This is a genomic window from Microbacterium marmarense, from assembly GCF_037204165.1.
Taxonomy (GTDB): Bacteria; Actinomycetota; Actinomycetes; order Actinomycetales; family Microbacteriaceae; genus Microbacterium; species Microbacterium marmarense.
The window spans coordinates 124,514-149,726 of the sequence record NZ_JBBDGL010000001.1 but is presented as its reverse complement, the minus strand read 5'-3'; the positions used below and the strand labels follow the sequence as shown (position 1 = coordinate 149,726).

Here is a 25,213-nt window from a genome sequence, read left to right as displayed (position 1 = left end):
CGATCTATGCGCCTTCGATGTCAGGATCATAGCGGTGCGCGACGACGTACCGACCTCATCTGCCAGGTCGGTATGTCGACAATCGTTCGAGAGGTGTCTCGCTTGGCCGCGCCCTACGCCCCGGTGAACAGCAACCAGAGCAGCACCGCATTGAGCGCGATGAGAAAGAGGGATGCTGCGATCCCGGCGATCGTCGTGATGATGCGGTTGCGAAATGCGCCGAGCAGATTGCGCTGGGCGGTGAGCGCGACAAGCGGCACGAGCGCGAACGGAATTCCGAACGAGAGCACCACCTGGCTGAGCACGAGCGCCAGGGTCGGGTCTACGCCTATGGCCAGAATGGCGAGGGCCGGAATGAGGGTGACCAGTCGTCGGGCGATGAGCGGTATGCGTATCTTCAGCAGGCCGTTCATGATTTCGGCACCGGCATATGCGCCGACGGACGTGCTCGCCAGTCCGCTAGCTAGCAGTCCCACCGCGAACAGGGTGGCAACAACTGGGCCGATGCCGGTGTAGAGCGCCGCGTAGGCACCTTCGAGCGTGTCGGTGCCGGGAACGCCGGCGAGATTTGCGGCGGCGAGCAGCAGGATGCAGAGGTTGACGGTTCCTGCTATCGCCATGGCGATGGTGACGTCCCATCGTGTCGCGCTCAGGAGGCGCGCGGTTGAGATGCCACGAAGGGTCGCAAGCGAGGTGGACGTGCCGTGGGCGCCATCGTTCGCGAGTGGTTCGGGCGAGTTCGGGTGCGGTTTCGGCGGCGCGAAGCGGTCACGAGAAAGAGCGGAGTGCGCATAGATCGCGTGCGGCATGATCGTCGCCCCGAGGATGGACGCTGCTAGCAGCACACTGCCGGTGTCTTCGAAGCGCGGCACCAGGCCCGCGGCAACTCCGGCCGCATCGGGTGGGGCGACGAACACGCCAAAGGTGAATCCGATAGCGATGATCGCGATGAGACCGATCACCACGAACTCGAAACTGCGCGCGCCTCGGCGAGTTTGCACCATGAGCAGCACGATCGACACGGCACCCGTGATGACGCCACCCCACACCAGCGGAATGTTGAACAGCAGGTTTAATGCGACTGCGCCGCCGATCACTTCGGCGATATCGGTCGCCATGGCGACCAGTTCGGCCTGCAACCAGTAGGCGCGCCGACCCCAGCGGTTCTTCATGCGGTGGCCGAGCGCTTCGGGCAGGCTCTGCCCTGTGACGATGCCGAGCTTGGCCGACAGGTACTGAATCAGCCACGCCATGACGTTGCCCAGAACGACCACCCAGACCAGCAGGTAGCCATATTTCGCACCAGCGGTCATGTTGCTCGCGACGTTGCCAGGGTCGAGGTACGCGACACCTGCTACGAGCGCTGGCCCGATCAGCCAGGCAGCGCGAGGAGTCTTCGCAGTGCGAGGAGGCTTGGCACCGCGAGCACGAGGGGCGCCCCCGGCGTATGAGACGTTCTTCGGCAGATCTTTCGGCACACCGAAACTCTACGCCATGTTTCGGGTCACCGAAAAGTGCAAACTCAAGGCCGTGCGCTCAGACCGTGGTCGATGGGTGCCCGCCCTAACACGGGTAGCCTGAGCCGGTGACACAACCCGCAGATCCCACCGGTCCGGCAGAGCACGACTCCTCTGCGGAACACGTTGTTGCCGCCGAGCCGCAGCTGCCACACGGCGTCGGGCCTTGGCCCGGCGGCCAAGATGAGTGGCCAGACGACCCGCGCTTTGACCGCGACCTGCTCGCTCAAGGCGACTCGCGGAACGTGATCGACCGGTACCGCTACTGGAGCATGGACGCGATCGTCGCTGACCTTGACCAGCATCGCCACCCGTTCCACGTGGCGATCGAGAACTGGCAGCACGACATGAACATCGGCTCGATCGTGCGCAGTGCCAACGCTTTTCTCGCGAATGAAGTGCACATCATCGGCAGGCGGCGCTGGAACCGCCGCGGCGCGATGGTCACCGACCGCTACCAACACGTGCGCCACCACGAAGACATCGCCTCATTCAAACGGTGGGCAGATGCTGAAGCCCTCCCGATACTCGCGATCGACAACGTCGAAGGCTCAGTCCCGGTTGACAAAGCAGAACTGCCCGAGCAGTGCGTGCTGCTCTTCGGCCAGGAAGGACCGGGGCTCTCTGCCGAGGCTATCGCCGCAGCATCCGGAGTCATTGAAATCACTCAATACGGCTCCACCCGCTCGATCAACGCGAGTGCGGCTGGCGCGGTCGTGATGTATGAATGGTGCCGTCGCTGGGCCTAGGTCGCTGGGCTCAGGCTGCTATGCGCCAGCGGTCATCCACTCAGAGCCCCGAACGCGCCAGCCGAGCGTGACCAGCCGTGCCAGCATGTACACCCCGAAGAAGGCCGCCGACAGCCAGGCGAGACCCGCCGCTCCCGTCGGCGCCAGCGCCGCTACCAACACGAGTGCGGGCAAGAACGGTGCGAGATTCAGCACACCCACCCACGCAAGGTACCTCGCGTCTCCGGCGCCGATGAGCACCCCGTCAAGCACGAAGACGATGCCGCAGACGGGCTGGGCGACCGCGAGCACGATCAACGCCGGTTGCACGAGAGCGGCGACCTCGGCTGAGCCCGTGAACAGCAGCCCGATCACACCGGAGCAGGCGCCAATGATTGCGCCCACGATCACGCCGAACCACGCGCCCCACGCAACTGTGCGGCCGAGCACTCTCTTGACGGTTGCGGAGTCTTCGGCCCCCAAGCTCTTGCCGATCAGCGCTTGAGCGGCAATCGCTAGGGCATCGAGCGCGAAGGCAGCGGTCGAGAAGATGGTGAACGCTACCTGCCAACCCGCCAGTTCGGCGGTGCCGAGTCCCGCGGCAACCCCAACGGTCGCTAGCAGTGCAAAGCGCAGCGACACCGTGCGAAGGAACAGCCATCCGCCGATTCGTGCCGAGCTGCTCACGCCGTCGCGTCCAGGACGAATGGATGCTGCGTGTCGCCGCGCCATGCGCCCGATGACGATCACATAGGCGCCGACCATGCCCCACTGCGCCACGACAGTGCCCACGGCCGCGCCAGCAATTCCCCACCCGAATCCATAGATGAACAGCCAGTTCAACAGCGCGTTCGCGCCGAATCCGATGCCAGCGATCCACAGCGGGGTAACGGTGTCTTGCATGCCGCGCAGCAGACCCGTCGCGGCGAAAACGATGAGCATCGCCGGTAGCCCCCACATCGACAGACCCAGATAGGTAGCGGCCTGCGCAGCCACCGCGTCGCTTGCGCCGAAGAGGCCGACGAGCCACGGGGTGAGAAGGTAGCCGGCGACTGCGAGCACCGCGCCCATGCCGAGCGCCAGCCACATGCCATCGATGCCGACCGACACCGCCTTTGACGAGTTGCCGGCACCGAGGCGTCGCGCGACAGCCGGGGTTGTCGAGTAGGCGAGAAACACCATCAACCCGACGATCGTCTGAAGCACAGCCGAGGCGATGCCCAAGCCCGCGAGCGGAACTACCCCCAAGTGGCCGACAAGTGCCGAATCCACGATCAGGAAGAGCGGTTCGGCGATCAGTGCCCCCAGTGCGGGAACAGCGAGCCGCAGAATATCGCGGTTCAGCGTGTTAGGGGGCGTAGTCACGTTCACAGCCTACGGTCGCCAGCAGACGCAGCATCCGGATTCAAATGCCGAGAACCTGCTGCCGGCAACGGCACGAGCTGATGAAGACTCGCCTAACGATCACGTCGTTGTTGCCTACGCTGACCTAATCCAAAGGTTCGGGTCTTATTGTTGTTGCCATGACCGATGCGCCCCAATCTGGTCTCGTGCTCGAAGAGCTGAGCGCTGAGATTCGCCCACAAGATGACCTGTTCCGTCACGTCAACGGTGCCTGGCTAGACCGCACGGAAATTCCCGAAGACAAGGCGCGCTGGGGCTCTTTCCACCTCATCGCTGAGCAGGCAGAGAAGCATGTTCACGCCATCATCGAAGAGTCGCAGCAGGCTGAGCCCGGTACTGAGACGCGCAAGATCGGTGATCTCTACTCCAGCTTCATGGACACCGCCCGCATTGCCGAACTCGGGGCCGCGCCGCTGGCCGACTCGCTCGCGCGCGTAGAGAAAATCGATTCTGTGCCGTCGCTGCTGCGCACTGTCGGCGAGCTTGAGCGCGATGGTGTCGGCGGCATGATCTCGCTCTACATCGAGCCAGACCCGGGAAGCCCCGAGCGCTATGTGCCGTTCTTCGTGCAGTCGGGTCTGTCGCTTCCCGACGAGAGCTACTACCGGCTTGAGAACTTCGGCGAAGCGCGCATCGCGTTCCGCGCGCACGTAGAGAAGCTGCTTGATCTTGCTGGAGTCGCGGATGCCGCCGCCAACGCCGACCGCATCGTTGCTCTAGAAACCGAGATCGCGACCCACCACTGGGACAACGTCAAGAGCCGTGATGCCATGGCAACCTACAACCTCATGCCCTGGGCTGAAGTGCGAGCGCTTATCGGGGTAGACCTCACACCCTGGCTTGAGGGGATCGCCCGCGATCACGCCCGCGCGTTCGACGAGGTCAACATCTATCAGCCGAGCTTCATCGAGGGACTCGGCACCTTGCTCACCGAGGAACGGCTCGAAGACTGGAAGGCGTGGCTGCGCTTCTCGATCGTTCACGGTGCCGCCGCGTTCCTGTCAGACGAATTCGTCGCCGAGAACTTCTCGTTCTATGGAACTCAGCTCACCGGAGTGCCGGTCAACCGCGAGCGCTGGAAGCGCGGCGTCAGCCTCACCGAGGCGGCCCTGGGTGAGGCCATCGGCAAGGTGTACGTGCAGCGCCACTTTCCACCAGCGGCGAAAACAGCGATGGACGGGCTTGTCGAGAACCTAGTCGCGGCGTATCGCCAGTCGATAAGCGAGCTCGAATGGATGACGCCTGAAACGCGCGAGCGTGCGCTCGCCAAGCTCGAGGCGTTCACACCGAAGATCGGGTTCCCCACCAAGTGGAAGGACTACTCGAGCCTCGAGATCGACGCGACCGACCTGGTCGGCAACGTGCGACGTTCGCACATCTGGGAGCATGACCGCCAACTCGAGAAAGTTGGCCAGCCGATCGATCGTGACGAGTGGTTCATGACCCCGCAGACGGTCAATGCGTACTACAACCCGCTGATGAACGAGATCGTTTTTCCGGCGGCCATTCTGCAGTACCCGTTCTTCGACGTGGACCGCGACGATGCCGCCAACTACGGCGGAATCGGAGCAGTCATCGGGCATGAGATCGGGCACGGTTTTGACGACCAGGGCAGCCGCTTTGACGGCGACGGTTCGCTACGCGACTGGTGGACGGACGATGATCGTGCCGCGTTCGAAGTGCGCACCAAGAATCTCATCGCCCAGTACGACGAGCTCACCCCGGCGGGCCTTCCCGAAGAGAACAAGGTCAACGGGTCGCTCACGATCGGTGAGAACATCGGTGATCTCGGCGGTTTGGGCATCGCGTTGAAGGCCTATGAGCTCTCACTCGATGGCGCCGAAGCGCCCGTTATCGATGGGTACACGGGTGTGCAGCGACTGCTGCTGAGCTGGGGCCAGGTCTGGCAACAGAAGGGTCGGGATGCTGAGACAATCAGACTGCTGACCATTGACCCGCATTCGCCCAATGAATTCCGCTGCAACCAGATTGTTCGCAACATCGACGCGTTCTACGACGCATTCGATGTGACCGAAACCGACGCACTTTGGCTCGACAAGGATGAGCGCGTCACGATTTGGTGATCCTGTGCGGCACCCGCCCGCACAGCTGCACCCAGGTAGCCCCACTCATGTTCCGCCAAAATCGGAAGGAAGCCCAGTTGGGCACGTCCCCAGAACACCAACGGGACGCTGACTCGCTACGGGGGTCGCGCCGAAGCAGCAATCTGCGCGTGCCGCGTCGAGCGGCCATCGGTCGACGTTCATTCACGTCGACGCTCAAAGCGCTCGACGACCTCGCCACCTCTGGGGCGCAGGTCTCGGTGCGCATCACCGATCTCGATCGCGGCACCACGGTGCTCGCGGGAGACGACTTTCTCACCCTGCCCGTCGCCGGGCTCGGGGTCGTGCCACTGCTGATTGAGGTGGCGACTGCGTTCGAGGCGGGCACCCTCGACCCGCTCGAAATCGTTGATCGTTCGGCAGTAGCGCCGGTAGCGGTTTCTGGTGTGTGGCAGCACCTCAAAGCACCGGCACTGCCACTGATCGACCTTGCCGTGTTGACCGCTGCCACGGGCGACGCTCTCGCCGCGAACGTGCTTCTTGAGCGAGTGGGTCTACCCGCGGTGCGTGCTCGCATTGAGCAATTGGGAATGGAGCGCTCAGCACTGCTTGATCAGTTCCGCGATCAGCGAGGCCCAGATGATGCGCCCCACTTCGCTCTTGCATCTTCGCGTGAACTGTCAGAGATGTTCGCCGCGCTCGTGAACTCGAAGGCGGTTTCGCCCGGCGTCAGCGCGCAGGTCGCTGAATGGTTGAGCTTGAATCACGATCTTTCACTCGTCGCGTCCTCCACCGGCCTTGACCCGTTCTCTCATGAAAACGACGAGCACGGGTTGCTCTTCATCAACAAAACCGGGCGTGATTCGGGCATCCGTGCTGAAGCGGGAGTGCTCGCCGGTCCGCGCGCCGGGGTGTCATACGCCATGATTGTGTGTTTCGACGATCTCTCGATTCTGCACCGCATGCGGGCGCACGACGCGTTTCGTGCGCTCGGCGTCGAGCTGATGGAGTACGTGCACTAGGCGGGTGCCGGTGCTAGACGGGTGCCGGTGCCGGTGCCGGTGCCGGTGCCGGTGCGGGTTCGGGCTCGTACCGAAACAGGTAGGCAAATGCGGGTCGGGTGTAGGCGATGCCGCGGCCGGCTGCCCGAATCGCTTCGACCTCGGCAGCCGCAGGCTTCTTGGGCACCAGGTATCTGTCGAGATCGTGAGTGTTCCACCGGTAGACGCCGTCGCGATGGGTTGCTGCCGCAACGAGCGTCAGCCGGGCATCGAGTGCTGCGAGGCTGGCATCGCCATGGCTCGCATTCGCCAGAAACAGACCGCCCGCGCGCAGGTAGCGTTCGCACTCGTCCCAGCATGGACCTGTGAAAAGCGAAATGATCAGGTCGACACTTCGCGCCGCAACGGCGAGCGGAGCCGTGAAGTCTGCGTCGAGGAACTTCACCTCTGTGGCTGCTCCAGGGCGCGCTCGCCCTTGCAGGTCGGCAGCGACGCGTTGCGCGTCCGCGAAGAAGCGGGCAGCACGACGATCAACATCGACATAGGTCACGGCTGCGATAGCGACCGACGGTGACAGGTCGACGTAGCTGCCCAGATAGAGGGCGCAATCAACCGGCCACCGATCGACGAGTCCCTCGAACAGTCCGGAGCGATCGCCGATTGAGTCGCGATAGCTCGACCATGACACATCCGATGCGCGACGTTGCGAGGGCATGAGCCCACCCTATTCGACGGCGCAAAGCCGCAGCTTCGCGGGTGCGGCCGCTGCGGCCTCAGAAGACGATCGTGTGATTGCCGTGGCGAATCACGCGGTCTTGGGCGTGCCACAGCACCGCTCGCGAAAGCACCTGCCGCTCGACGTCGGCGCCGCGTCGGGCGAGTTCAGAAGCGGTATCGCCATGCGCGACTCGAACCGTGTCTTGCTCGATGATCGGCCCTTCATCGAGCTCACTGGTGACGTAGTGCGAGGTTGCGCCGATGAGTTTCACGCCCCGCTCTTTCGCCTTCTTATAAGGCTCGGCGCCAATGAAAGCGGGCAGGAACGAATGATGGATGTTGATCACCGGCACGCCGACCTGTTCCAGGAAACTCGGCGAGAGAATCTGCATGTAACGCGCGAGGACGATGAAATCGACGTTGCCACGCAGCAGTTCGACAATTTTGGCTTCGGACTCTGACTTATCCGGTCCCGGCACCGACGGTACGTGAAAGAACGGCACGCCAAACGAATGCACGTCGTCGGCGGCATTCGGGTGATTCGAGATCACCATGGAGATGCTTACCGGCAGGTCGCCCCGGCGATGGCGCCACAGCAGGTCGAGTAGACAGTGGTCTTGTTTTGAAGCGAGAATCGCCATGCGTTTCGGAGATGCTTGGTCGGTGATCGTCCACTCGAGGCCGAATTCGCCACCGATGGTGCGTTCAAGATCGGCTTCGATTGCGCCCAGTGCCGCTGACAAGCCCGCACGGTGAAAAACCACGCGCTGAAAGTACGCCCCTCCGACCGGGTCATCGGAGTACTGATCGAACGCCACGATGTTGCCCTGGTTTCGCGTGATCAGCGCAGAAACCGCGGCTACGATCCCCGGGCGATCCGCGCCATGAACGATCAGGCAGGCGTGGTCGGTCAACGAGGAATCAGGCACGACAGTCATGCATCGATTCTGCCCTGTCTTCGGGGGCGTCGCGGGCATCGGCGGGCATCGGCGGTCGGAAGGATCAGTCGGTAGACCCCAATACGTGCTCTGGGTCGTGAAGTACGAGACGTGGCTCGCCGGTGTCTGTGGGGCGAGCACCAGCCTCAGCCCAGCGGAAGAGTCGCGCGGCAGGGGCAGCAACGCGCGTGACGCCACCGAAGTCAAGGGTTAGAACTCCGCCCGTTTCAAGCTCGGGGAGCAGTTCGCTTAGAACCTGCTCAGCGTCACCGAACTTGAGGTCACCGCGCAATCGCGCTGAGACATCAGCGTCCGCAGCCTCGCTTGCGCGAGACACCTCGCCGATCGGTGAGAGCGGCTCTGCGCGATGCTCGAGCATGTGCAACCCGAAACGCTCGCTGAGTTCTTCGAGCATGGCAACGCCGCGAACGCTGTTGCCGCGGTCGTTCAGTCGCGGACTGAAGGTGCCGATGCCGAAACGCTCGGGCTGCAACGCCACGATGCCGCCGCCTACGCCGCTCTTCGCGGGCAAGCCCACACGAACGAGCCATTCGCCCGAGGCGTCGTACATGCCGCAACTGGTCATCACCGCGCTCGTCCAGCGAGCAACGCTTTCGCTGACGACTCTTTGGCGTGTGATCGGATTGACTCCGCCCGCAGCCAGGGTCGCAGCCATGATGGCAAGATCGCGTGCGTTGACGCGCATCGCGCACTGTCGAAAGTAGGCCCGAGTTGCGACTTCGGCGGTTGAGGCGAGCGTTCCCGCCGATCTCGCGAGGTAGGCGAGGGCCCGATTGCGATCGCCGGTTGCTGCTTCAGACTCGAACACCGCCTCATCGACGGCGAGATCCCGCCCGGCAAAGGCCGCCAGTCCGGCGCTGATGACGTCGAACTTCTCGTCCGCGGTATTCCCGGTGATGAGCGAGGTGGTGACGATCGCCCCTGCGTTGATCATGGGGTTCAGGGGGCGGCCAGAGGCTTCTTCGAGGCTGATCGCATTGAATGGTTCGCCGCTGGGCTCGAGACCGACATGCGTCGACACCGCGGCAAGCCCGAGCTGTTCAAGAGCGAGCGCGAACACGAAGGGCTTTGACACCGACTGAATGGTGAACTCGGCGGCACTGTCACCCATCTCGTGCGTCGTGCCGCGCACGCTGGCGAGCGCGATGCCAAGTTGGTCGGGGTCTTCGCGTGCGAGTTCGGGGATGTACGAGGCGACTTCGCCGTCGGTGAGCGCGCGCACGCGCTCGAAGACTGAGTCGAGCGCGGTGTGCAACGGCCGCGGGCGGTCTGCCGCTTGAGTTGATCCGGGTGGATGCTGCGCCTCGCGCCGTTGGTCGGTGTCGGTGGCTTCTTCGCTCGCGGGCATGTGGTCAGCCTATGGTGCAGCAGGCATCGTTTCGTGATTGGCTCTACCCATGCTCGGCCGCCGCCAATCACCCACGTTCGACGTTCTCGAAACATCCATGAGCGTTTCGGGTCTGCTGAGCGCCCTCGGCGTCTTGGTTGTCACCGTCGTGCTGGCGCTGGTGCTTCGCCACCTGATTCTGCGGCACTCTCGTCGTCAGAACACGGTTCATTCGTCAACCTGGTACACGTTGTCGCGGCTGGTGATGTACACCGTGCTGGTCATCGGGGTGCTCGTTGCAGTCTCATTCTTGGGCGTATCGCTCAGTGAGTTCTCGCTGATAGCGGGCGCGGTCGGCGTGGGACTTGGCTTCGGCCTGCAAACCCTCTTTGCCAACTTCATCTCGGGTGTTGTTCTGCTGCTCGACAAGTCGTTGACCGTGGGCGACTTCGTCGAGCTCGAGTCGGGAGTCACCGGAGAGGTGCGTGACATAAAAATGCGGGCGACCGCAATCGTCACGAACGACAACATCGACATTCTTGTGCCGAACTCCGAGTTTGTTAACGGACGCGTCGTCAACTGGACCCACCGCGATGCGAAGAGGCGCCTGCACGTGCCGTTCGGCGTCGCATACGGCACAGACAAAGAGGTCGCGAAGAAGGCAGCGCTCGAAGCTGCCGAGGCGGTGCCATTCACTCTCGATCTCGACGGGCCCTTGAGTCCGCAGGTGTGGCTGACCGAGTTCGGTGACAGTTCGCTCAACTTCGAACTTGTGGTCTGGCTCAATCCCGAGGCAACCAAGCGGACTGCGGGAGTCGCTGCCGCATACAACTGGGCCCTGCACGATGCGCTCATTTCGAACGGCATTGAGATTCCGTTCCCGCAGCGAGATCTCAATCTGCGTGGGTTGTTTGGCTTGCACGATGACCAGGCCCGTCGATCTGCAGGATTCGGCGCAGCGGATGCGTCGGGTGGCGACGTCGATTTGTCGCAGTCAGGCGCCGAGGCGCACGCGAGTCGCAACGATGCGATAGACGAGGTCGCCGCCGAGCCGGGGGCGACCGCATAGCGGCCGGCTCAAGAGTCTTCGCCGCTCAGCGTGGGTGCTGATGTTCGAGACGATGCTCGATGTCGTGCCAGCGCTTAGGCGTGGCGGTCAATCTGATCGACCGCGTGCGTCATGGCATCAAGAAAGCGCACGATGGCGACTGCATCGTCATCAGACAGATCATGGGTGGCATCCATCATTCGCTTGTGCATGTCGCCGAGTGTCTTGCGCACCTCATCGTTCGTGCGTTCAGTAGGAAGAAGCACCACCCGGCGGCGGTCGGTCGGGTGAGGACGGCGCTCGACGTGGCCGGATCGTTCGAGCCGGTCGAGGAGACTCGTCGTCGACGCGGTAGTGATCCCTAAGTAGCTGGCAACTTCTGAAGGAGTCGTGGGGGTGCCCTTGCCGTCTTGGCGCAGAATCAGCCGCAGCGCGAGAAGCTCGTTGTCGCCCATGGCCATCTCGTTGCGCGTGCGTCGGCGCATCGCAACATCGGCCGCACGATACACACGCATCGCCTCGAGCACGCGGCGTCCGCGCTCGACCTGTCGATCGATACCAGCGTCATACCAGTAGCCCCGACTGGCCGAATCGTCATTCACCATAAATTAAACATATCTCATTAGGCTTATTGCTAGTCTGTCTAGTAACTTAAACAGCGAGACAAACCGCTTTCTCACCACCCCCGAGGAGTTTCACATGGGCGCTCTCTTTTATGGCAACGACGCCGAGCCGATCACGATCCCCGATCACGCTCTCAGTCACCTGAAGATTCTCTTCGCATCAAAGCTGCGACGTGGAGAGAGCTTCTCATTCACCTGGAAGCACGGGGCTGACCAAGTGCGTGGCCGCTCTACGATCTGGATTCATCCGGCGATCCCCATGCGATTCGTTTTCGAAGAAGAGGTGGCGGCGCCGTTGGATCAAGAGCTGTTGCAGGACTTTGCGAGGCGAGCCAACTCGTCGACCGGTCTCGCGATCGACTTCAACGAGTTCGACTCCCCATCTGCCGTCGAGCGTCGCGGTGATCTTAGGCGCGTGGCCTAGAGCACTTCGCCGCTGAGTCGGTAGTGTCTGCCGTGTGAAAGTTGACCTCAAGAAGAGTCTCGACTCGTACCGTGCGAGGGCGAACGAGTTTCGCGTTCTCGACGTGCCGGCGATGCAGTATCTCGCGATCGATGGTCACGGAGCTCCGCTGAGCGGTGACTTTTCGGCGGCGATCGGAGCTGTGTACCCATTGGCCTACAAGCTCAAGTTCGCTAGCAAGCAAGATCTCGATCGCGACTATGTCGTTATGCCGCTTGAGGGATTGTGGTGGGCTGATGACATGTCGTCGTTCACCACAGCTCGCGATAAGACGCAGTGGGATTGGACGCTCATGATCATGACACCCGAGTGGATCACCCAAGAGATGTTCGACGCAGCAGTCGCGAAAGTTGCCAGCAAAGACCGGCCAGCCAAGCTCGACGAGGTGCGGCTCGAGACGCTCGCAGAGTCCCGTTGTGTGCAGACGCTGCATGTGGGGTCATTCGACGACGAGGTGAGCGTGCTCGCTGAGATGCACGATCGGTTCATCCCCGAACAGGGCTTCGCGATGACCGGAAAGCATCACGAGATCTATCTCAGCGACTTCCGTCGCGTCGAGCCGGCCAAGCTGCGCACGATCCTGCGTCAGCCCGTGCGTGCCGCCTAGCTCGCTGACGCTGCTCACGCCCCGGTGCTAATCGGGTAGCGAGGGATGCTGCTCGGAGGCGGCGCGGTGGCGCGGAATGAAGAGGGTCACCACCAGCGCGATCAGCGCTGCGGCAAGGCCGAGCCAGAATGACAGGTTGAATCCCATGGGTGTTGGCACGGGGATTCCGTCGATATCGACAGAGTAGGTGGCCAGCACTGCCCCCACCACCGCGGCCGCGATGCTTGTGCCGAGCGAGCGGAAGAGCGCGTTCAGGCCGTTCGATGCGCCTGTTTCAGATTGAGGCACCGACCGCATGATGAGCATGGGCATGGCGGCATAGCCGAAACCGATTCCGACACCGATGAGCAGGTTCGCCACGAGCAACTGCCACACCTCGGTTGCCCACAACAGAGTGAAGCCATACGCCGCCATGAGCGCGATCGCGCCCATGGCGAGCAGCAGTTTCGGCCCGATCGTGCTGGCCAGATGTCCCGAGAACGGCGACACGATCATCATCACTATGCCGGCAGGCATCACGACGAGACTTGCCGCGACGAGCGAGAGGCCGAATCCGCCTGCCTCGACGGGCAGAGCGAGGATCTGCGGGTACGAAACGTTCGAAGCGAACAGGGCGAAGCCCATCGCTATCGACGCGATATTCGTCAAGAGCACGGGGCGGCGTGCTGCCACCCGAAGGTCGAGCAGCGGCTCATCGGTTCGCAACTCGTACCACGCCCACAGCAGCAGCACGACAAGTCCGCCAGCTCCGCACGCGAGTGTGAGCGGAGCACCCCAGCCCCACTCGTTGCCTCGCGAGACTGCGAGCAGAATTCCGATCAACCCAATCGCCAGACCTGCTGTGCCGACATAGTCGTATTTGCCCGCTGTTCGCAGCACGCTCTCGGGCACGATTGCAGCAACCAGCACGAACACGGTCACGCCCAGCGCTGCCGCTAGCCAGAACACCAAATGCCAGTCGGCGCGCTCGGTGATGAGCGCGCTGAGGGGAAGACCAAGGGCGCCACCGACCCCGAGGGTCGCGCTGATCAGAGCGATTGCGGAGTTCACTCGGCTCTCGTGAAGAACATCGCGCAAGATCGAAATTCCCAGCGGCACCACCCCGGTGACGGCGCCCTGCAAGGTGCGCCCGATGATCAGCCACACGATGCCGGGTGACAGTGCCGCGATCACCGATCCGAGCACGAGCAGACCGACCAGAATCAACACGACGCGGCGCTTGCCATACATGTCGCCGAGCCGGCCCGAGATCGGCGTCATCACTGCGGCGGCCAGCAAAGTGGATGTCACAACCCACGCAGTGTCTTCGCGGCTCGCGTTCAGCAGTTCGGGCAGTTCTGACTGAATCGGCACAACCAGCGTGAACATGAACGACGTTGACATGCCGGCTATCGCCAGCACCGCAATGATCGCGCCCTGTCGGGGCATTCGGGTCAAGCGCTTGCGTGCGTCTTCGTCCCGGTTGCCCATCGTCACAGGCTATCTGTCACCTCGGCGTCGCCAGGGCAACAAGGCTGGCCTCGTGAATGCTCGACTGAACGGCATCGATCCAGGCGCCCACGTTCGCGCGTGCTTCGGGAGTATCGGGATAGCGGCAACGCAAGTGGAGCCCGGTGTCGTTGACGATGAACCAGATCATCACGCCGTCGGTGGGCACCACCGCCGACACGTACTGCACTTCGTACTCGGGCGATACCTGCACAGGCAGCCGACGTGTGTCGAGCCACGAGAACGCGAACATACCGGGTGTTGCAGGCATGCCGCCGTATGGCTCGAGGATCGGCGCAAGTGGGTACGAACCGAGCGTGATGGCCTCTTTCACCGCCGCCGTTGCAGAGTCGGGGTCGTGGCACTCAAGGATGGCATTGGTGATGAACCAGCCCACTGAGTCATGCCATCGAACGTCGTGTCTGCTGTGCACGGGAAACACCGCCCGCAGTGGTTCACCCGTCATCTCGCGAGTCACTGTCGTGATAAGGCTGACTGCGAGCGAGATCAGTCGAACTCCGTTCGCATCGGCACGCGCGGTGAAACGCCGCACTCCCGCACTGTCAAGCACATCTCGTACTTCAACGACCTCGTGCCGTGCGGTCGATACATCCCCGAGAGATAGCGGAAAGACGGGCATCAGGTCATCCCCGGCTGCCAGAAGCTCATGCCAACGTTCCGTGACGACCGTGGGCGCCGCCGGCATCTGTGCGAGTGCTGCGGTGTGCTCGGCGAACGGCGACGCAGCATCCATCGGCTCAGAATCGGGATCGAGCTCGATCGTAAGATCGCGCAGCAGCACCAGCAACGACCACATGTCGACGTGTGAATGGTCACTGGCGATGACGAGAGCAGGGCGAGGGTCGAGTGCTGATGCTTCGGGTTCGACGAGGCAGATGCGATGCGACGGCGCTGCGAACGGGCGACAGTTCGCGTCGAGTATGCCGCGAACGACGTCGCGGGTGGGCGCGCCTTCGGGCACGTCGTGCTCATGCCACACACCACTGTCGATGGTGATCTGGTTCAAAGCGAGGGTGCAGCCTTCGAGCGAGAAGGCCGTGCGCAGCGTGTGGTGGCGCGCGACCACTGCCATCCACGCGTCGCCGATGGATTCGCGCGTCACATCGGCAGGAAGCCGCGCAGCGAGTGCCATCCACGACCCTGCGCGGTCGCCTTCGCCGACGTGGCGGCCCTGGTCGAACGACACCGGAAGGGCGCCATTGACCGCGCCGTTCGTGGTGACGGCGTAGCTGTGCACCCGGCCATGGGGGAGCACCATTTGGGCGATATTTGTCAAGCGCATTGCGCCGTAGTCTAGGTGCACCGCATTACACAGCATTTCGCAGAGCGCTCGCTGGAGGATCATGCCCACATTCGACGTCTCAAACGCGCGAATCGACTACGACATCACCGGCGATGCGGGCCCGCTTGTCGTACAACTGCACGGACTGACATCTTCACGTGCTCGCGACGCGCATATGGGCCTCGACCTCGGGCGAGCTCTTCGCGAACATCGGGTGTTGCGCTATGACGCGCGCGGCCACGGTGGCTCCACCGGGTCGACCGCCGAAGCAGACTACGGCTGGGACGCGCTCGCCGATGACCTGTTGCACTTGCTGGATCACGTTGCCCCTGGCGAGCCTGTGCACGGCGTCGGACCGTCGATGGGAACCGGCACATTGCTTCACGCGGCGGTGCGTGACCCTGAGCGGTTCCGCACGCTGACCCTCGTCGTGCCGCCGACCGCCTACAAATCGCGCGTCGCACAGGCCGAACACTATCGGCTAGGCGCGTCGCTGATCGAGAGCCATGGCCTCTCAGCGTTTCTCGAACTCGGTGATACCGCTCCGGTGCCCCCGGCCCTCGCCGATGCGCCGCAGAGTGGTCCCGAGATCTCAGACGCGCTGCTGCCCACCGTGCTGCGCGGGGCGGCGGCGACAGATTTTCCAGCCCGCGACGCCGTCGCCCGCATCGCCACGCCGACGCTGATTCTCGCGTGGAGCGGCGACCCTGCGCACCCGGTGCGCACTGCGACGCGCCTTCACGAACTGATCGACGGCAGTCGCATTGTGGTCGCCCGCACGCCCTACGGCGTGATGGCTTGGCCGGGCCTATTCGCCGAGCACGTCATCATGGGTGGCGTAGCCGCGCACGCGTAGGTGCACACTGGTTTCATGGGCATCCAGATTCTTCCGCTCGAAGCCGTCGACGAAGTGCACACGGCTTCTCAGGTACTTGCCGACGTCTGGGGCGGCGACCGAGGTGGAATGCCGCCGAACCTGCTGCGCGCGCTCGCGCATTCGGGCAACTATGCGGTGGGTCTCTATGACGAAGGCCGCATGATCGGCGCCTCGGTGGCATTTTTCGCAGCGCCCGGTGAACGCTCGATGCACTCGCACATAACCGGGGTCCTCCCCGGTCTGCAGGGTCACGGACTCGGCCGGGCGCTCAAACAGCATCAGCGCGAGTGGGCGCTTGCCAGGCAGGTCGGTCAGATCACATGGACCTTCGACCCGCTCGTGGCGCGCAATGCGCACTTCAACCTGCGCACTCTCGGGGCACGTGTCACTGAATATCTTGTGGATCACTACGGCGCTATGGATGACGGCGTCAATCGTGGTGATGAAACCGATCGAATCATGGTGTCGTGGGCATTGGCATCGCCGCCGGTGCCGACGCCCGCCGACGATCGCGTCGTGACGACGATCCCGATCCCACGCGACATCGAAAGGGTCCGTCGCGAAGATCCTGTTGCGGCAGCGGATTGGCGATTTCGGGTGCGCGAGGAGTTCGTCGGCTTGCTCCAGGACGGCCTCGTGATCGGCGGATTCGACGACGAGCGCGGTTACCTCGTGCTGCGTCGCTGACGCCACCCAAAATTGTTTGACGGTTCGCCGCGTGAGAGGTTTCACGACTAAGGGCGGCTCTTCAGCATGATTGGTATCACCCAGCTGGCAACGGCCTCTTAGCCTGTGCCGACCGCCACCGCGTTCGGTCCACCGCGAAGGGACTGCCACCATGCGCGAAGTCATCGATCTGATTCGCAAATCACTGCCTACAGCGACCCGTCAAGAGGCTCGTGCGCGTCGAAATGCTCGCCCACGCAAACTAGGCCGGCACCCCCGCCGTGCGACGTACATTTCGCCCGGTTTGTTCCCGCAGCCGCCGCAGTTCGACCGCTTGGCGCACTGATCAAAGCAGTTCGTGCACACGGTGGGGCGTAGCCTGGCGCTATGCCGATCGCTCGCCCGTCCGTGCCCATCTGCCTCGAATCTGTCGAATTACGAGTGCTTCACTTGCCGCTCGTGTCACCGTTCACGACGTCCTTCGGCACCGAACACGTGCGCGAGGTGATCGTCGCTCGCGCCGTTACGGCAGACGGCGAGGGGTGGGGCGAGATCGTCACCAGCGAGGCGCCGCTGTACTCGAGTGAGTACACGCACAGCGCCTGGGATGTCGCCCGTCGCTGGCTCATTCCGGCGTTGCTCGCCAAGCGCACTTTCGCTCCAGAAGAAGTCCCCACCATTCTCGAACCCTTCAAAGGGCATCGGATGGTCAAGGCAGGGCTCGAGCTTTCAATACTGGATGCTGCGCTTCGTACCGAGGGCCGGTCATTCGGCGAGTACATCGGTGCAGAGCGCGAGCTGGTTCCGTCCGGAGTCTCGGTGGGAATCCAGCGTGACCCGCAGGCCCTCGTCGATGCCGTCGCCGGCTACCTCGACGAAGGCTACGTGCGCATCAAGATCAAGATCAAACCGGGCCGAGACATCGCCGATACGGCTGCCGTTCGCGAAGCATTCGGAACCATTCCGTTCCAAGTCGATGCGAACTCCGCGTACACCCTCGCTGACGTTGAGACTCTTGCTCAGCTCGATCAGTTCGACCTGCTGCTCGTGGAGCAGCCGCTGCAAGAAGACGACATCGTCGATCACGCCACCCTCGCGCGTCAGTTGAAGACACCGGTCTGTCTTGACGAATCCATCGTGTCGCACAAGGCGGCGATGGACGCCCTGGCGCTTGGCGCAGCATCCATCATCAACATCAAAGCAGGCCGAGTCGGTGGCTATCTCGAAGCGGTGAAGATTCATGACCTCTGTCGAAGTGCCGGCATTCCGGTCTGGTGTGGCGGAATGCTAGAAACCGGAATCGGCCGCGCCGCAAACGCTGCGCTCGCCGCCCTACCCGGATTCGAGTTGCCGGGAGACATCTCTGCGTCTGATCGCTTCTACACGCGCGACATCGTGACCGAGCCCGTCGTGCTTGAGGGCGGACACGTTCGCGTACCGACCGGACATGGTCTTGGCGTGCACATCGATCACGCTGCCCTCGAAGACTTCACGGTGGCGCGTGAGGTCGTCACGGCCTGAGAATCCGGATGCGGCGCCGTGCATTGCCCTGGTGCGAAGTAGGCTGGGCGAATGTCGACACCATCGCCGTATGTGCCGCCGCAGCCCCCAACTGGCTCTCCGCACGCGGGCTATTCGCAGCCCGCCTACTCACCGCCAGCGCAGCCTGCAGACGCGCAGCAGCAGCCTGGCTATGCGGCAGCGCAACCGTCGATGAGCCCCGATGACGAGAAAATGTGGTCGACACTCACCCACATCGGAGCCTTGTTCTTCGGTTGGATTGTTCCGCTCATCACATATCTGATGATGAAAGACCGCGGCCCCTTTGTGCGTGAGCACACCGCGGCGGCACTCAACTTTCAGCTCACGATGGTGATCGGCTACATCGTCGGCGCGCTTCTGATCATCGCGCTCGTCGGGTTCGTCATATTGATCGCGCTGCCGATTCTCAATCTGGTGTTCTGCATCATTGCCGCAGTCAAGGCAAACAAGGGTGAGTGGTATACCTATCCGCTCACCATTCGTTTTGTGAGCTGACGTTCAGCTGCTGCCACGGATTGCGGTGCCCCCCTTGCGGGCGGCGGCCTGGTGCGTGAGACTGCTCGTGTAAACACTCGGGGGGAGTGTCTGACATGGGGGCAAACGATGAGAGTTCGTCTATTTGTGGCCGCATCGGTGCTGGGGGCATCGGCGCTGGTGATCACCGGGTGCGCCAACCCGCTCGAGCAGCTGGTGCAGGGTGGGATTCAAGACGGAATCGAACAGGTTGTTGAAGAAGCGGCGGGCGGCGACGTCGACTTCGACGTTGATGCTGGCGCAGGCGCGAGCGTTCCCGATAGCTTCCCCTCTGACGTGCCGCTCCCACCAGGGGAGCTGATGGCGTCTTTCGCCGCTGCGGGCTCGTATCAACTGACCTACGCCATCGACAGTCTCGACCAGGTTTCCGCCTTCGCCGACTCGCTGATCGGGGACGGCTACGAGGTCGTGTCAGAGAGCGACATGGGTGAGATGAAGATCTGGGCGTTGCAGAACGACAAGTGGCTCGTCACTCTGGGGTCGTTCGATGCAGAAGGCGAATCGGGTCTGTCATACACGGTGTCGCCCGTCGAGGGGTGACGACCGACCGCTACGACCCACCGCGTTCTCGAAGCTGACGGCGGGTGAGCGGAGCGGCCGGCTCGACAGCGGTGGTCGCGGGTACTGACTCGCTTTCGGCCACGATCAGTCCCTCGCCAGCGTGGCTGCTGCCCGCGGCGGTGCCGTCTTCAGCGTCGTTGGCGTCTTCGTCAACCCAGGGCGCGTGGTGAGCGCGCTCGAGCGCTGCACCTTCGACGTCGACGTTCGGAATGAAGTGGTCGAGCCACTTCGGCAGCCACCATGCCGAGCGGCCGAGCAGATGCATCAGCGCTGGCATCAGCAGCATCCGAACCACAAAAGCGTCGATCAGAATGCCGAACGCGAGCCCGAACCCAATCGAGCGAATCATGGTCGAGTCGGCGAAGATGAATCCGCCGAACACCGCCACCATGATGAGCCCGGCTGCCGTGACCACAGCGCGCCCCGCACGCAGCCCACGCATCACTGCCAGGCGAGCAGGGGCTCCGTGCACGTAAGCCTCACGCATGCCCGTCGAGAGGAACAGCTGGTAGTCCATTGCGAGGCCGAAGAGAATTCCGACCAGAATGACCGGCAAGAAGCTCAGAATCGGGCCGGTGCTGTGCACGCCGATCAGCTCGGCGCCCCAGCCCCACTGGAACACCGCAACCGTCGCGCCATAGGTGGCGAACAGCGACAGGATGAAGCCGCCGGTCGCGATGATCGGCACCAGCAGAGACCGGAAGACCACGATCATGATGAGGAGCGACAGACCAACAACCACAGAGATATACAGCGGCAGCACGCTTGAGAGATTCTCAGAGATGTCGATATCGATAGCTGCTTGACCGGCGACGCCCAGCGGATATTCGTCATCGACGGGAGGCAGCTCACGAAGATCTCGCACGAGCCGTTCGGTTGACTCGGAGTTCGGTCCTTCAGCGGGCAGTACCTGGAACGCGGCGAGCGTGCCGTCATCTGACACCGCGATCGGCGCGACGGCGACAACCGAGTCCACCTCTGAGATCGTGGTGGCGATGTCGAGCTGCGCCTGCAGCTGCTCTTCTTCATCCTGACCACCGGGAAGTTCTGCGGTAACCAGCAATGGGCCGGTTGCGCCTTCGCCGAACGCTTCTACCGTCAGGGTGTGTGCGCGATAAGCGGAGGAGTCCTCGGGCTCGCTCGAACCGTCGGGCAGCCCAACCCGCATTGACAGTGAAGGAATCGCGATCACCACGAGCAAGACGATCGCCCCCGCGGCAGTCAGCAACGCTCGCCAGGTTTTCATCGGCTTTGCGTTCGTGTCTTCGTGGTGCACGCGTCCCGCGCGAGCGCGTGCCCTGCGGGTGAGCACGCGCATGCCCGCCAGGCTGAGCAGCGCTGGCGTGAGCGTGACGGCGATCACGACCGCGACTAGCACAGCGAACGCTCCGACGGTGCCCATCAGGCCGAGGAACGGGATGCCGGTGATGTTCAGCGCGAGCAGGGCGATGATGACGGTTGAGCCAGCAAATGTGACCGCGTTGCCTGCGGTGCCATTGGCCAGTCCGATCGACTCACTCACCTCGGCGCCCTCAAGCAGCTGCTTGCGATGGCGGTTGATGATGAACAGCGAATAGTCGATGCCGACCGCGAGCCCCAGCATGATGCCGAGCACCGGGGTCACCGATGACATGTCGACGACGCCCGAGAAAGAAAGAGCCGCGAGCACTGAGATCGCGACGCCCACCAGGGCGGTGACGAGCGGCATCGCGGCGGCGATCACCGTGCCGAGCATGATCAGCAGAATGACGCCGGCAACGACCACACCGGCGATCTCGCCGGGACCGACGAGCGAGGGGACCGACTGGGCGAGAGTGGCAGAAAACGCCACTTCGACGCCCTCAATGGGCGTGGCCTCAAAATAGTCGATGACGCTGGTCTTCGTTTCGGGCGATAGCTCGAGCTGGGGATCGTCGAACGCGACCGTGACGAGTGCGGTTGCGCCGTCATCTGAGACAACGCTGATGACCGAGGCGAGATCAACAAGCGCGGCGCCGGTTTCGAGCTGTTCTGAGCCATCGGTGAGCGCGTCTTGCTGCCCGTCGAGGGCCAACTGCTGCGCGGCGATTTCGGCGCGCGTGGCATCGATCTCAGCCTGCTCGGCGTCGAGCTGCGCCTGCTCGGCATCGAGAGCGGCGATTTCGGCCTCTGACGCGTCGTCAGATTCAGCCTCTTCTCGGGCCGCAGTCAGCTCTGCCTGACCTGCGTCGAGTTGCGCCTGTGCGTCGTCGAGTTGGGAGATTCCGGCATCGAGCTGAGCTTGTCCGTCGTCGATCCGGGCCTGGCCATCTGCGATCTCAGCGCGGCTGTCATCGATGGCTTGCTCGCGGTCTGCTCGTTCTTGTTCTGACAGGAACGGGTCGTTGACTTCAGCGACGCCTGCCAGATCTGCTGCGCCGGCCGCCAGTTCACTGATCTCAGCTTGCTGCTCTGCGGTGAATTCCTCGCCGCTTTCGCTGTGAAAAACCACGGTCGCGCTCGCACCAGCAAAGTCAGGAAGCTGCTCGCTGAGCTGATCAATGACCTCACCCGAAGCGGTGTCAGGCACATCGAAGCTCGTGGCGAGGCTGCTGTAGCCGACCGAAAAGGCCACGCCCGCGAGCGCGAGAACGGCCACCCAGCTGACGATTACCAGCCACGCGCGCCGGGCCGAAACTTTGCCGAGCCGGTAGAGCAGTTCTGCCATGTGTATTCGGTCCCCCCGTCGACCGCTGTCGCGGCCGTGGGCCAGCCTACGATATGCCGATGCTTGCTGACTGGTCACTCAGCCGCTCTCACCTAGAATTGGTGGATGCTGATGCTCATCAGCATCCTGCGATTTCGCACTCTCCTCTCCCGACCATTGGAGCCACCATGGCCGAACAGTCCCGCCTCGACAAAGTCATTGCCCTAGCCCGACACCGCGGTTTCGTGTTTCAAGCCGGTGAGATCTATGGAGGTTCGCGCTCCGCGTGGGACTACGGGCCACTCGGTACCGAACTGAAAGAGAACATCCGCCGACAGTGGTGGCAGACGTTTGTGCGCGGGCGCGGTGACATGGTCGGCCTCGACTCATCGATCATTCTTCCCAAGCGGGTCTGGGAGGCCTCCGGCCACGTCGCGACCTTCACCGATCCGCTCGTTGAATGCTTGCAGTGCCACAAGCGCTTTCGCGCTGACAACCTGATCGAAGATTTCGAAGCGCGCAAGGGTCGCAAGGCTGAGAACGGACTCGCTGACATTCCGTGCCCCAACTGCGGCAACAAAGGCCAGTACACCGAGCCGAAGGCGTTCTCGGGCTTGGTCAAGAGCTACCTCGGTGTCGTCGACGACGAGTCGGGGCTGCACTACCTTCGCCCCGAGACCGCGCAGGGCATCTTCGTCAACTTCTCAAACGTGCTCACCGCGTCGCGGAAGAAGCCGCCATTCGGCATCGGCCAGGTAGGAAAGGCGTTCCGAAACGAGATCACCCCGGGAAACTTCATTTTTCGCACCCGCGAGTTCGAGCAGATGGAGATCGAGTTCTTCACTCCTCCTGCCGAAGCAGATGAGTGGTTTGATCACTGGGTCGAAGCCTGCTGGAACTGGTTCGTTGACCTCGGCGTGAACCCCGACAATATGCGCCGCTTCGACGTTCCAGAAGACGACCGGGCACACTACTCAACGGGCACGATCGACGTGGAATACCGTTTCGGATTCACGGGCAAAGAGTGGGGCGAACTTATGGGCGTCGCCAATCGCACCGATTACGACCTCGGCAGTCACACCGAAGCGTCGGGGCAGAGCCTCACCTACTTCGACCAGGCATCGGGCGAGAAGTACATTCCCTATGTCATCGAGCCATCGTTCGGCCTCACCCGAGCGATGATGGCGTTCTTGGTTGACGCATACGACGAGGAATCAGTGCCGAACGCAAAGGGCGGTGCCGACACCCGCACAGTGTTGCGCCTTGACCCGCGCCTCGCACCGGTGAAGGTCGCCGTGCTGCCACTGAGTCGCAACGAACGCCTGTCACCGCTCGCGCGTGAGGTTGCCGATACACTCCGCAACCGGGGGTGGAACATCGACTTCGACGATGCTGGCGCAATCGGTCGCCGCTACCGCCGCCAAGACGAGGTTGGCACGCCATTGTGCGTCACGGTCGACTTCGACTCGCTGGACGACAATGCCGTCACCGTGCGCGACCGCGACACGATGGCTCAGGAGCGCATTCCGCTCGACGCGCTTGAGGCGTACCTCGCCGATCGACTCAAGGGCGCCTAACGCCGCAGCATACAAGAACCGCCTACCGCCAGCTCGATGAGCTGCGGTAGGCGGTTCTTGTATGACCGGGTCGCGAGAGGTAGTCGCGGTGGGGTCAGTCGCGGGGTGCGACTTACGCCTGCGGCGATGCCTCAGTTGCGGGGGTGGCAGCCACGTCAGCCGCTGCAGCTGGCACTTTGGACGAAGCGTCGTCGTCGCGCAAGCCCTGCGCAACGCCACGACCGGTGGCTTGCCCTTGAATGATGTCGCGCAGGTTGATTCCCGTCGCGGCTTCAACGGCATCGAAGGTTGCGCGCATTCCGGCGGCAGACTCACCTGCGATGTGCTGTGATGCTCCGGCTCCGCCAAGCACCGTGATCGAGCCGACTTTGTCGAAGCCACGAGCAAACTCGGTCATCATCGGCACGAGCGCCTCGAGTGCGCGCTGCGCGAGCAGCGCCTCTTGGTTGCGTGAGAGCGCTTCGGCTTCAGCCTCGATTGCTTTCGCGCGCGCCTCACCGGTGACGCGAACCGCGTCTGCCTCAGCCTCGGCGCGAAGACGTGTCGCGGCAGCTTCTTGAGCCGCGATCTCAGCGCGGGCTTCGGCTGCCTTCACCTCGCCATAGGCGTCGGCGTCGGCGGAGCGCTGCCGTTGGTAGAGGTCGGCATCGGCGACCTTCTTGATGTCTGCGTCGAGCTGTGCCTGCTTGTTCTCGGCGCCCTGCAGCAGCACGGCCTGCTCGCGCTCGGCGCGTTCCAGTGCTTCAGCCTGGTCTGCCTCGGCGCGGGCGCGGCCGACTTGGGCGGCTGCGGCGGCGGTATTGCGGTCGTAGGCGGTCTGCTCGATGAGGTTCGCCTCGTCGGTGGCGAGCTGGCGAGCCTTGACTTCACGTGCGGCGTTGATGCGAGCAACATCGGCTTCACGGCGCACGCGTTCGACTTCGCTGGCTCCCAGCGCGTCGATGTAGCCGTTCTTGTCGGTGATTCCCTGAATCTGGAACGAGTCGAGAATCAAGCCCTGCGACAGCAGATCGTGCTTGATGCCCTCGGCGATCTGGTCTGACAGCTTCTGGCGGTCCATCATGAGCTGCTCGACGGTAAGCGTCGCCACCACGCCGCGCAGTGCGCCTTCGAGTTGCTCGGTGGTGAACTGCTCGATGGCGGCATCCTGCGAGAGAAAGCGCTCAGCAGCCCGGCGCACAAGCTCGGGTTCCGAGCCGATCTTGACCAACGCGACGCCGTTCACGTTCACCGTGACGCCAGTGGATGACTGCGCAGTCGGTTCGATCTTGATCTGGCGTGCGCGAAGCGAGATCATCTCGGCGCGTTGCGTGAGCGGATTCACCAGGGCGCCACCGCCGGTGATTACGGCGATGCGCGACGACGAGCCGCCGACGCCCTTCTGCGTGCGACCAACTACTACGAGGGCTTGGTCTGCCTTTGCAACCTTGTACCACGAGCGCACGAAAATGAGCAGGATGGCCAAGAGGATGAGCACCGCAACGACGATGCTGGCGATGAGCACAATGAGGCCCCCGCTACCGATGAGATCCACTACGTTCCT

The 25,213-nt window shown here is 63.1% G+C and carries 22 protein-coding genes; 12 read left to right on the top strand and 10 right to left on the bottom strand.

Annotated elements, in window-relative coordinates:
• Positions 1–113: 113 nt before the first annotated feature.
• Positions 114–1,376, bottom strand: coding sequence for an Nramp family divalent metal transporter (locus WDU96_RS00620; RefSeq protein ID WP_337337628.1), 1,263 nt, complete (start codon positions 1,374–1,376; stop codon positions 114–116).
• A 287-nt stretch (positions 1,377–1,663) separates the two neighbouring features.
• Between WDU96_RS00620 and WDU96_RS00615 the strand changes: the two genes are divergently transcribed.
• A complete protein-coding gene (locus WDU96_RS00615; RefSeq protein ID WP_337337627.1) occupies positions 1,664–2,266 on the top strand; it encodes a TrmH family RNA methyltransferase in 603 nt (200 codons plus the stop codon).
• A gap of 18 nt (positions 2,267–2,284) precedes the next feature.
• Here the strand turns inward: WDU96_RS00615 and WDU96_RS00610 are convergent, their stop codons facing one another.
• Positions 2,285–3,610, bottom strand: a complete 1,326-nt coding sequence (locus WDU96_RS00610; protein ID WP_337336549.1) for an MATE family efflux transporter — start codon at positions 3,608–3,610, stop codon at positions 2,285–2,287.
• A gap of 158 nt (positions 3,611–3,768) precedes the next feature.
• Here WDU96_RS00610 and WDU96_RS00605 point away from each other — a divergent pair, with 158 nt between their 5' ends.
• Complete coding sequence (locus tag WDU96_RS00605) at positions 3,769–5,733, top strand: M13 family metallopeptidase (protein ID WP_337336548.1); 1,965 nt, start codon at positions 3,769–3,771, stop codon at positions 5,731–5,733.
• A gap of 47 nt (positions 5,734–5,780) precedes the next feature.
• A complete protein-coding gene (locus WDU96_RS00600; protein ID WP_396667197.1) occupies positions 5,781–6,734 on the top strand; it encodes a serine hydrolase in 954 nt (317 codons plus the stop codon).
• Between the two features lie 13 nt (positions 6,735–6,747).
• On the opposite strand, the gene WDU96_RS00595 is transcribed toward WDU96_RS00600, so the two are convergent.
• The 3 genes from WDU96_RS00595 to glsA all read right to left on the bottom strand — a co-directional run bounded on the left by WDU96_RS00595 (position 6,748) and on the right by glsA (position 9,737).
• Positions 6,748–7,428: a hypothetical protein gene (locus WDU96_RS00595; protein ID WP_337336546.1), complete on the bottom strand. Its 681-nt coding sequence runs from the start codon at positions 7,426–7,428 to the stop codon at positions 6,748–6,750.
• Positions 7,429–7,486: 58 nt separating this feature from the next.
• Positions 7,487–8,368, bottom strand: a complete 882-nt coding sequence (gene purU / locus WDU96_RS00590) for a formyltetrahydrofolate deformylase (RefSeq protein ID WP_337336545.1) — start codon at positions 8,366–8,368, stop codon at positions 7,487–7,489.
• 64 nt (positions 8,369–8,432) lie between these two features.
• Positions 8,433–9,737, bottom strand: coding sequence for a glutaminase A (gene glsA, locus WDU96_RS00585; protein ID WP_337336544.1), 1,305 nt, complete (start codon positions 9,735–9,737; stop codon positions 8,433–8,435).
• A 49-nt stretch (positions 9,738–9,786) separates the two neighbouring features.
• Between glsA and WDU96_RS00580 the strand changes: the two genes are divergently transcribed.
• The gene (locus WDU96_RS00580; RefSeq protein WP_337336543.1) at positions 9,787–10,785 is read left to right on the top strand and encodes a mechanosensitive ion channel family protein; all 999 of its coding nucleotides are present in this window, start codon (positions 9,787–9,789) and stop codon (positions 10,783–10,785) included.
• Positions 10,786–10,859: 74 nt separating this feature from the next.
• On the opposite strand, the gene WDU96_RS00575 is transcribed toward WDU96_RS00580, so the two are convergent.
• A complete protein-coding gene (locus WDU96_RS00575) occupies positions 10,860–11,369 on the bottom strand; it encodes a MarR family winged helix-turn-helix transcriptional regulator (protein ID WP_337336542.1) in 510 nt (169 codons plus the stop codon).
• A gap of 94 nt (positions 11,370–11,463) precedes the next feature.
• On the opposite strand from WDU96_RS00575, the gene WDU96_RS00570 reads away from it, so the two are divergent.
• Positions 11,464–11,811: a DUF7882 family protein gene (locus WDU96_RS00570; protein ID WP_337336541.1), complete on the top strand. Its 348-nt coding sequence runs from the start codon at positions 11,464–11,466 to the stop codon at positions 11,809–11,811.
• A gap of 34 nt (positions 11,812–11,845) precedes the next feature.
• Positions 11,846–12,457 carry a GyrI-like domain-containing protein gene (locus WDU96_RS00565; RefSeq protein WP_337336540.1) on the top strand — a complete coding sequence of 204 codons (612 nt, stop codon included), beginning with the start codon at positions 11,846–11,848 and terminating at the stop codon, positions 12,455–12,457.
• Between the two features lie 27 nt (positions 12,458–12,484).
• Here WDU96_RS00565 and WDU96_RS00560 read toward each other — a convergent pair whose 3' ends face one another.
• Both WDU96_RS00560 and WDU96_RS00555 read right to left on the bottom strand, forming a co-directional pair.
• Complete coding sequence (locus WDU96_RS00560; RefSeq protein ID WP_337337626.1) at positions 12,485–13,885, bottom strand: MFS transporter; 1,401 nt, start codon at positions 13,883–13,885, stop codon at positions 12,485–12,487.
• A gap of 58 nt (positions 13,886–13,943) precedes the next feature.
• The gene (locus WDU96_RS00555; RefSeq protein WP_337336539.1) at positions 13,944–15,248 is read right to left on the bottom strand and encodes a condensation domain-containing protein; all 1,305 of its coding nucleotides are present in this window, start codon (positions 15,246–15,248) and stop codon (positions 13,944–13,946) included.
• 61 nt (positions 15,249–15,309) lie between these two features.
• Here WDU96_RS00555 and WDU96_RS00550 point away from each other — a divergent pair, with 61 nt between their 5' ends.
• The 5 genes from WDU96_RS00550 (at position 15,310) to WDU96_RS00530 (ending at position 19,407) form a co-directional block, all read left to right on the top strand.
• Positions 15,310–16,104 (top strand): alpha/beta fold hydrolase, encoded by a 795-nt coding sequence (locus tag WDU96_RS00550; RefSeq protein ID WP_337336538.1) that lies wholly within the window; start codon positions 15,310–15,312, stop codon positions 16,102–16,104.
• Between the two features lie 15 nt (positions 16,105–16,119).
• Positions 16,120–16,812 carry a GNAT family N-acetyltransferase gene (locus tag WDU96_RS00545; RefSeq protein WP_337336537.1) on the top strand — a complete coding sequence of 231 codons (693 nt, stop codon included), beginning with the start codon at positions 16,120–16,122 and terminating at the stop codon, positions 16,810–16,812.
• Between the two features lie 366 nt (positions 16,813–17,178).
• The gene (gene menC, locus WDU96_RS00540) at positions 17,179–18,312 is read left to right on the top strand and encodes an o-succinylbenzoate synthase (RefSeq protein ID WP_337336536.1); all 1,134 of its coding nucleotides are present in this window, start codon (positions 17,179–17,181) and stop codon (positions 18,310–18,312) included.
• Between the two features lie 51 nt (positions 18,313–18,363).
• A complete protein-coding gene (locus WDU96_RS00535; RefSeq protein WP_337336535.1) occupies positions 18,364–18,828 on the top strand; it encodes a DUF4870 domain-containing protein in 465 nt (154 codons plus the stop codon).
• A 108-nt stretch (positions 18,829–18,936) separates the two neighbouring features.
• The gene (locus WDU96_RS00530) at positions 18,937–19,407 is read left to right on the top strand and encodes a hypothetical protein (RefSeq protein WP_337336534.1); all 471 of its coding nucleotides are present in this window, start codon (positions 18,937–18,939) and stop codon (positions 19,405–19,407) included.
• A 10-nt stretch (positions 19,408–19,417) separates the two neighbouring features.
• On the opposite strand, the gene WDU96_RS00525 is transcribed toward WDU96_RS00530, so the two are convergent.
• Positions 19,418–22,114: an MMPL family transporter gene (locus WDU96_RS00525; RefSeq protein WP_337336533.1), complete on the bottom strand. Its 2,697-nt coding sequence runs from the start codon at positions 22,112–22,114 to the stop codon at positions 19,418–19,420.
• A gap of 167 nt (positions 22,115–22,281) precedes the next feature.
• On the opposite strand from WDU96_RS00525, the gene WDU96_RS00520 reads away from it, so the two are divergent.
• Positions 22,282–23,670, top strand: coding sequence for a glycine--tRNA ligase (locus WDU96_RS00520; RefSeq protein ID WP_337336532.1), 1,389 nt, complete (start codon positions 22,282–22,284; stop codon positions 23,668–23,670).
• A gap of 112 nt (positions 23,671–23,782) precedes the next feature.
• On the opposite strand, the gene WDU96_RS00515 is transcribed toward WDU96_RS00520, so the two are convergent.
• A complete protein-coding gene (locus tag WDU96_RS00515) occupies positions 23,783–25,204 on the bottom strand; it encodes a flotillin family protein (RefSeq protein WP_337336531.1) in 1,422 nt (473 codons plus the stop codon).
• Between the last annotated feature and the right edge of the window lie 9 nt (positions 25,205–25,213).

Coding starts and splice junctions, on each gene's coding strand:
- WDU96_RS00605 (WP_337336548.1), top strand. CDS start 3,769: ATGACCGATGCGCCCCAATCTGGTCTCGTGCTCGAAGAGCTGAGCGCT.
- WDU96_RS00600 (WP_396667197.1), top strand. CDS start 5,781: ATGTTCCGCCAAAATCGGAAGGAAGCCCAGTTGGGCACGTCCCCAGAA.
- WDU96_RS00595 (WP_337336546.1), bottom strand. CDS start 7,428: ATGCCCTCGCAACGTCGCGCATCGGATGTGTCATGGTCGAGCTATCGC.
- purU (WP_337336545.1), bottom strand. CDS start 8,368: ATGACTGTCGTGCCTGATTCCTCGTTGACCGACCACGCCTGCCTGATC.
- glsA (WP_337336544.1), bottom strand. CDS start 9,737: ATGCCCGCGAGCGAAGAAGCCACCGACACCGACCAACGGCGCGAGGCG.
- WDU96_RS00580 (WP_337336543.1), top strand. CDS start 9,787: ATGCTCGGCCGCCGCCAATCACCCACGTTCGACGTTCTCGAAACATCC.
- WDU96_RS00575 (WP_337336542.1), bottom strand. CDS start 11,369: ATGGTGAATGACGATTCGGCCAGTCGGGGCTACTGGTATGACGCTGGT.
- WDU96_RS00570 (WP_337336541.1), top strand. CDS start 11,464: ATGGGCGCTCTCTTTTATGGCAACGACGCCGAGCCGATCACGATCCCC.
- WDU96_RS00560 (WP_337337626.1), bottom strand. CDS start 13,885: ATGCCCCGACAGGGCGCGATCATTGCGGTGCTGGCGATAGCCGGCATG.
- WDU96_RS00555 (WP_337336539.1), bottom strand. CDS start 15,248: ATGCGCTTGACAAATATCGCCCAAATGGTGCTCCCCCATGGCCGGGTG.
- WDU96_RS00550 (WP_337336538.1), top strand. CDS start 15,310: ATGCCCACATTCGACGTCTCAAACGCGCGAATCGACTACGACATCACC.
- WDU96_RS00545 (WP_337336537.1), top strand. CDS start 16,120: ATGGGCATCCAGATTCTTCCGCTCGAAGCCGTCGACGAAGTGCACACG.
- menC (WP_337336536.1), top strand. CDS start 17,179: ATGCCGATCGCTCGCCCGTCCGTGCCCATCTGCCTCGAATCTGTCGAA.
- WDU96_RS00535 (WP_337336535.1), top strand. CDS start 18,364: ATGTCGACACCATCGCCGTATGTGCCGCCGCAGCCCCCAACTGGCTCT.
- WDU96_RS00530 (WP_337336534.1), top strand. CDS start 18,937: ATGAGAGTTCGTCTATTTGTGGCCGCATCGGTGCTGGGGGCATCGGCG.
- WDU96_RS00525 (WP_337336533.1), bottom strand. CDS start 22,114: ATGGCAGAACTGCTCTACCGGCTCGGCAAAGTTTCGGCCCGGCGCGCG.
- WDU96_RS00520 (WP_337336532.1), top strand. CDS start 22,282: ATGGCCGAACAGTCCCGCCTCGACAAAGTCATTGCCCTAGCCCGACAC.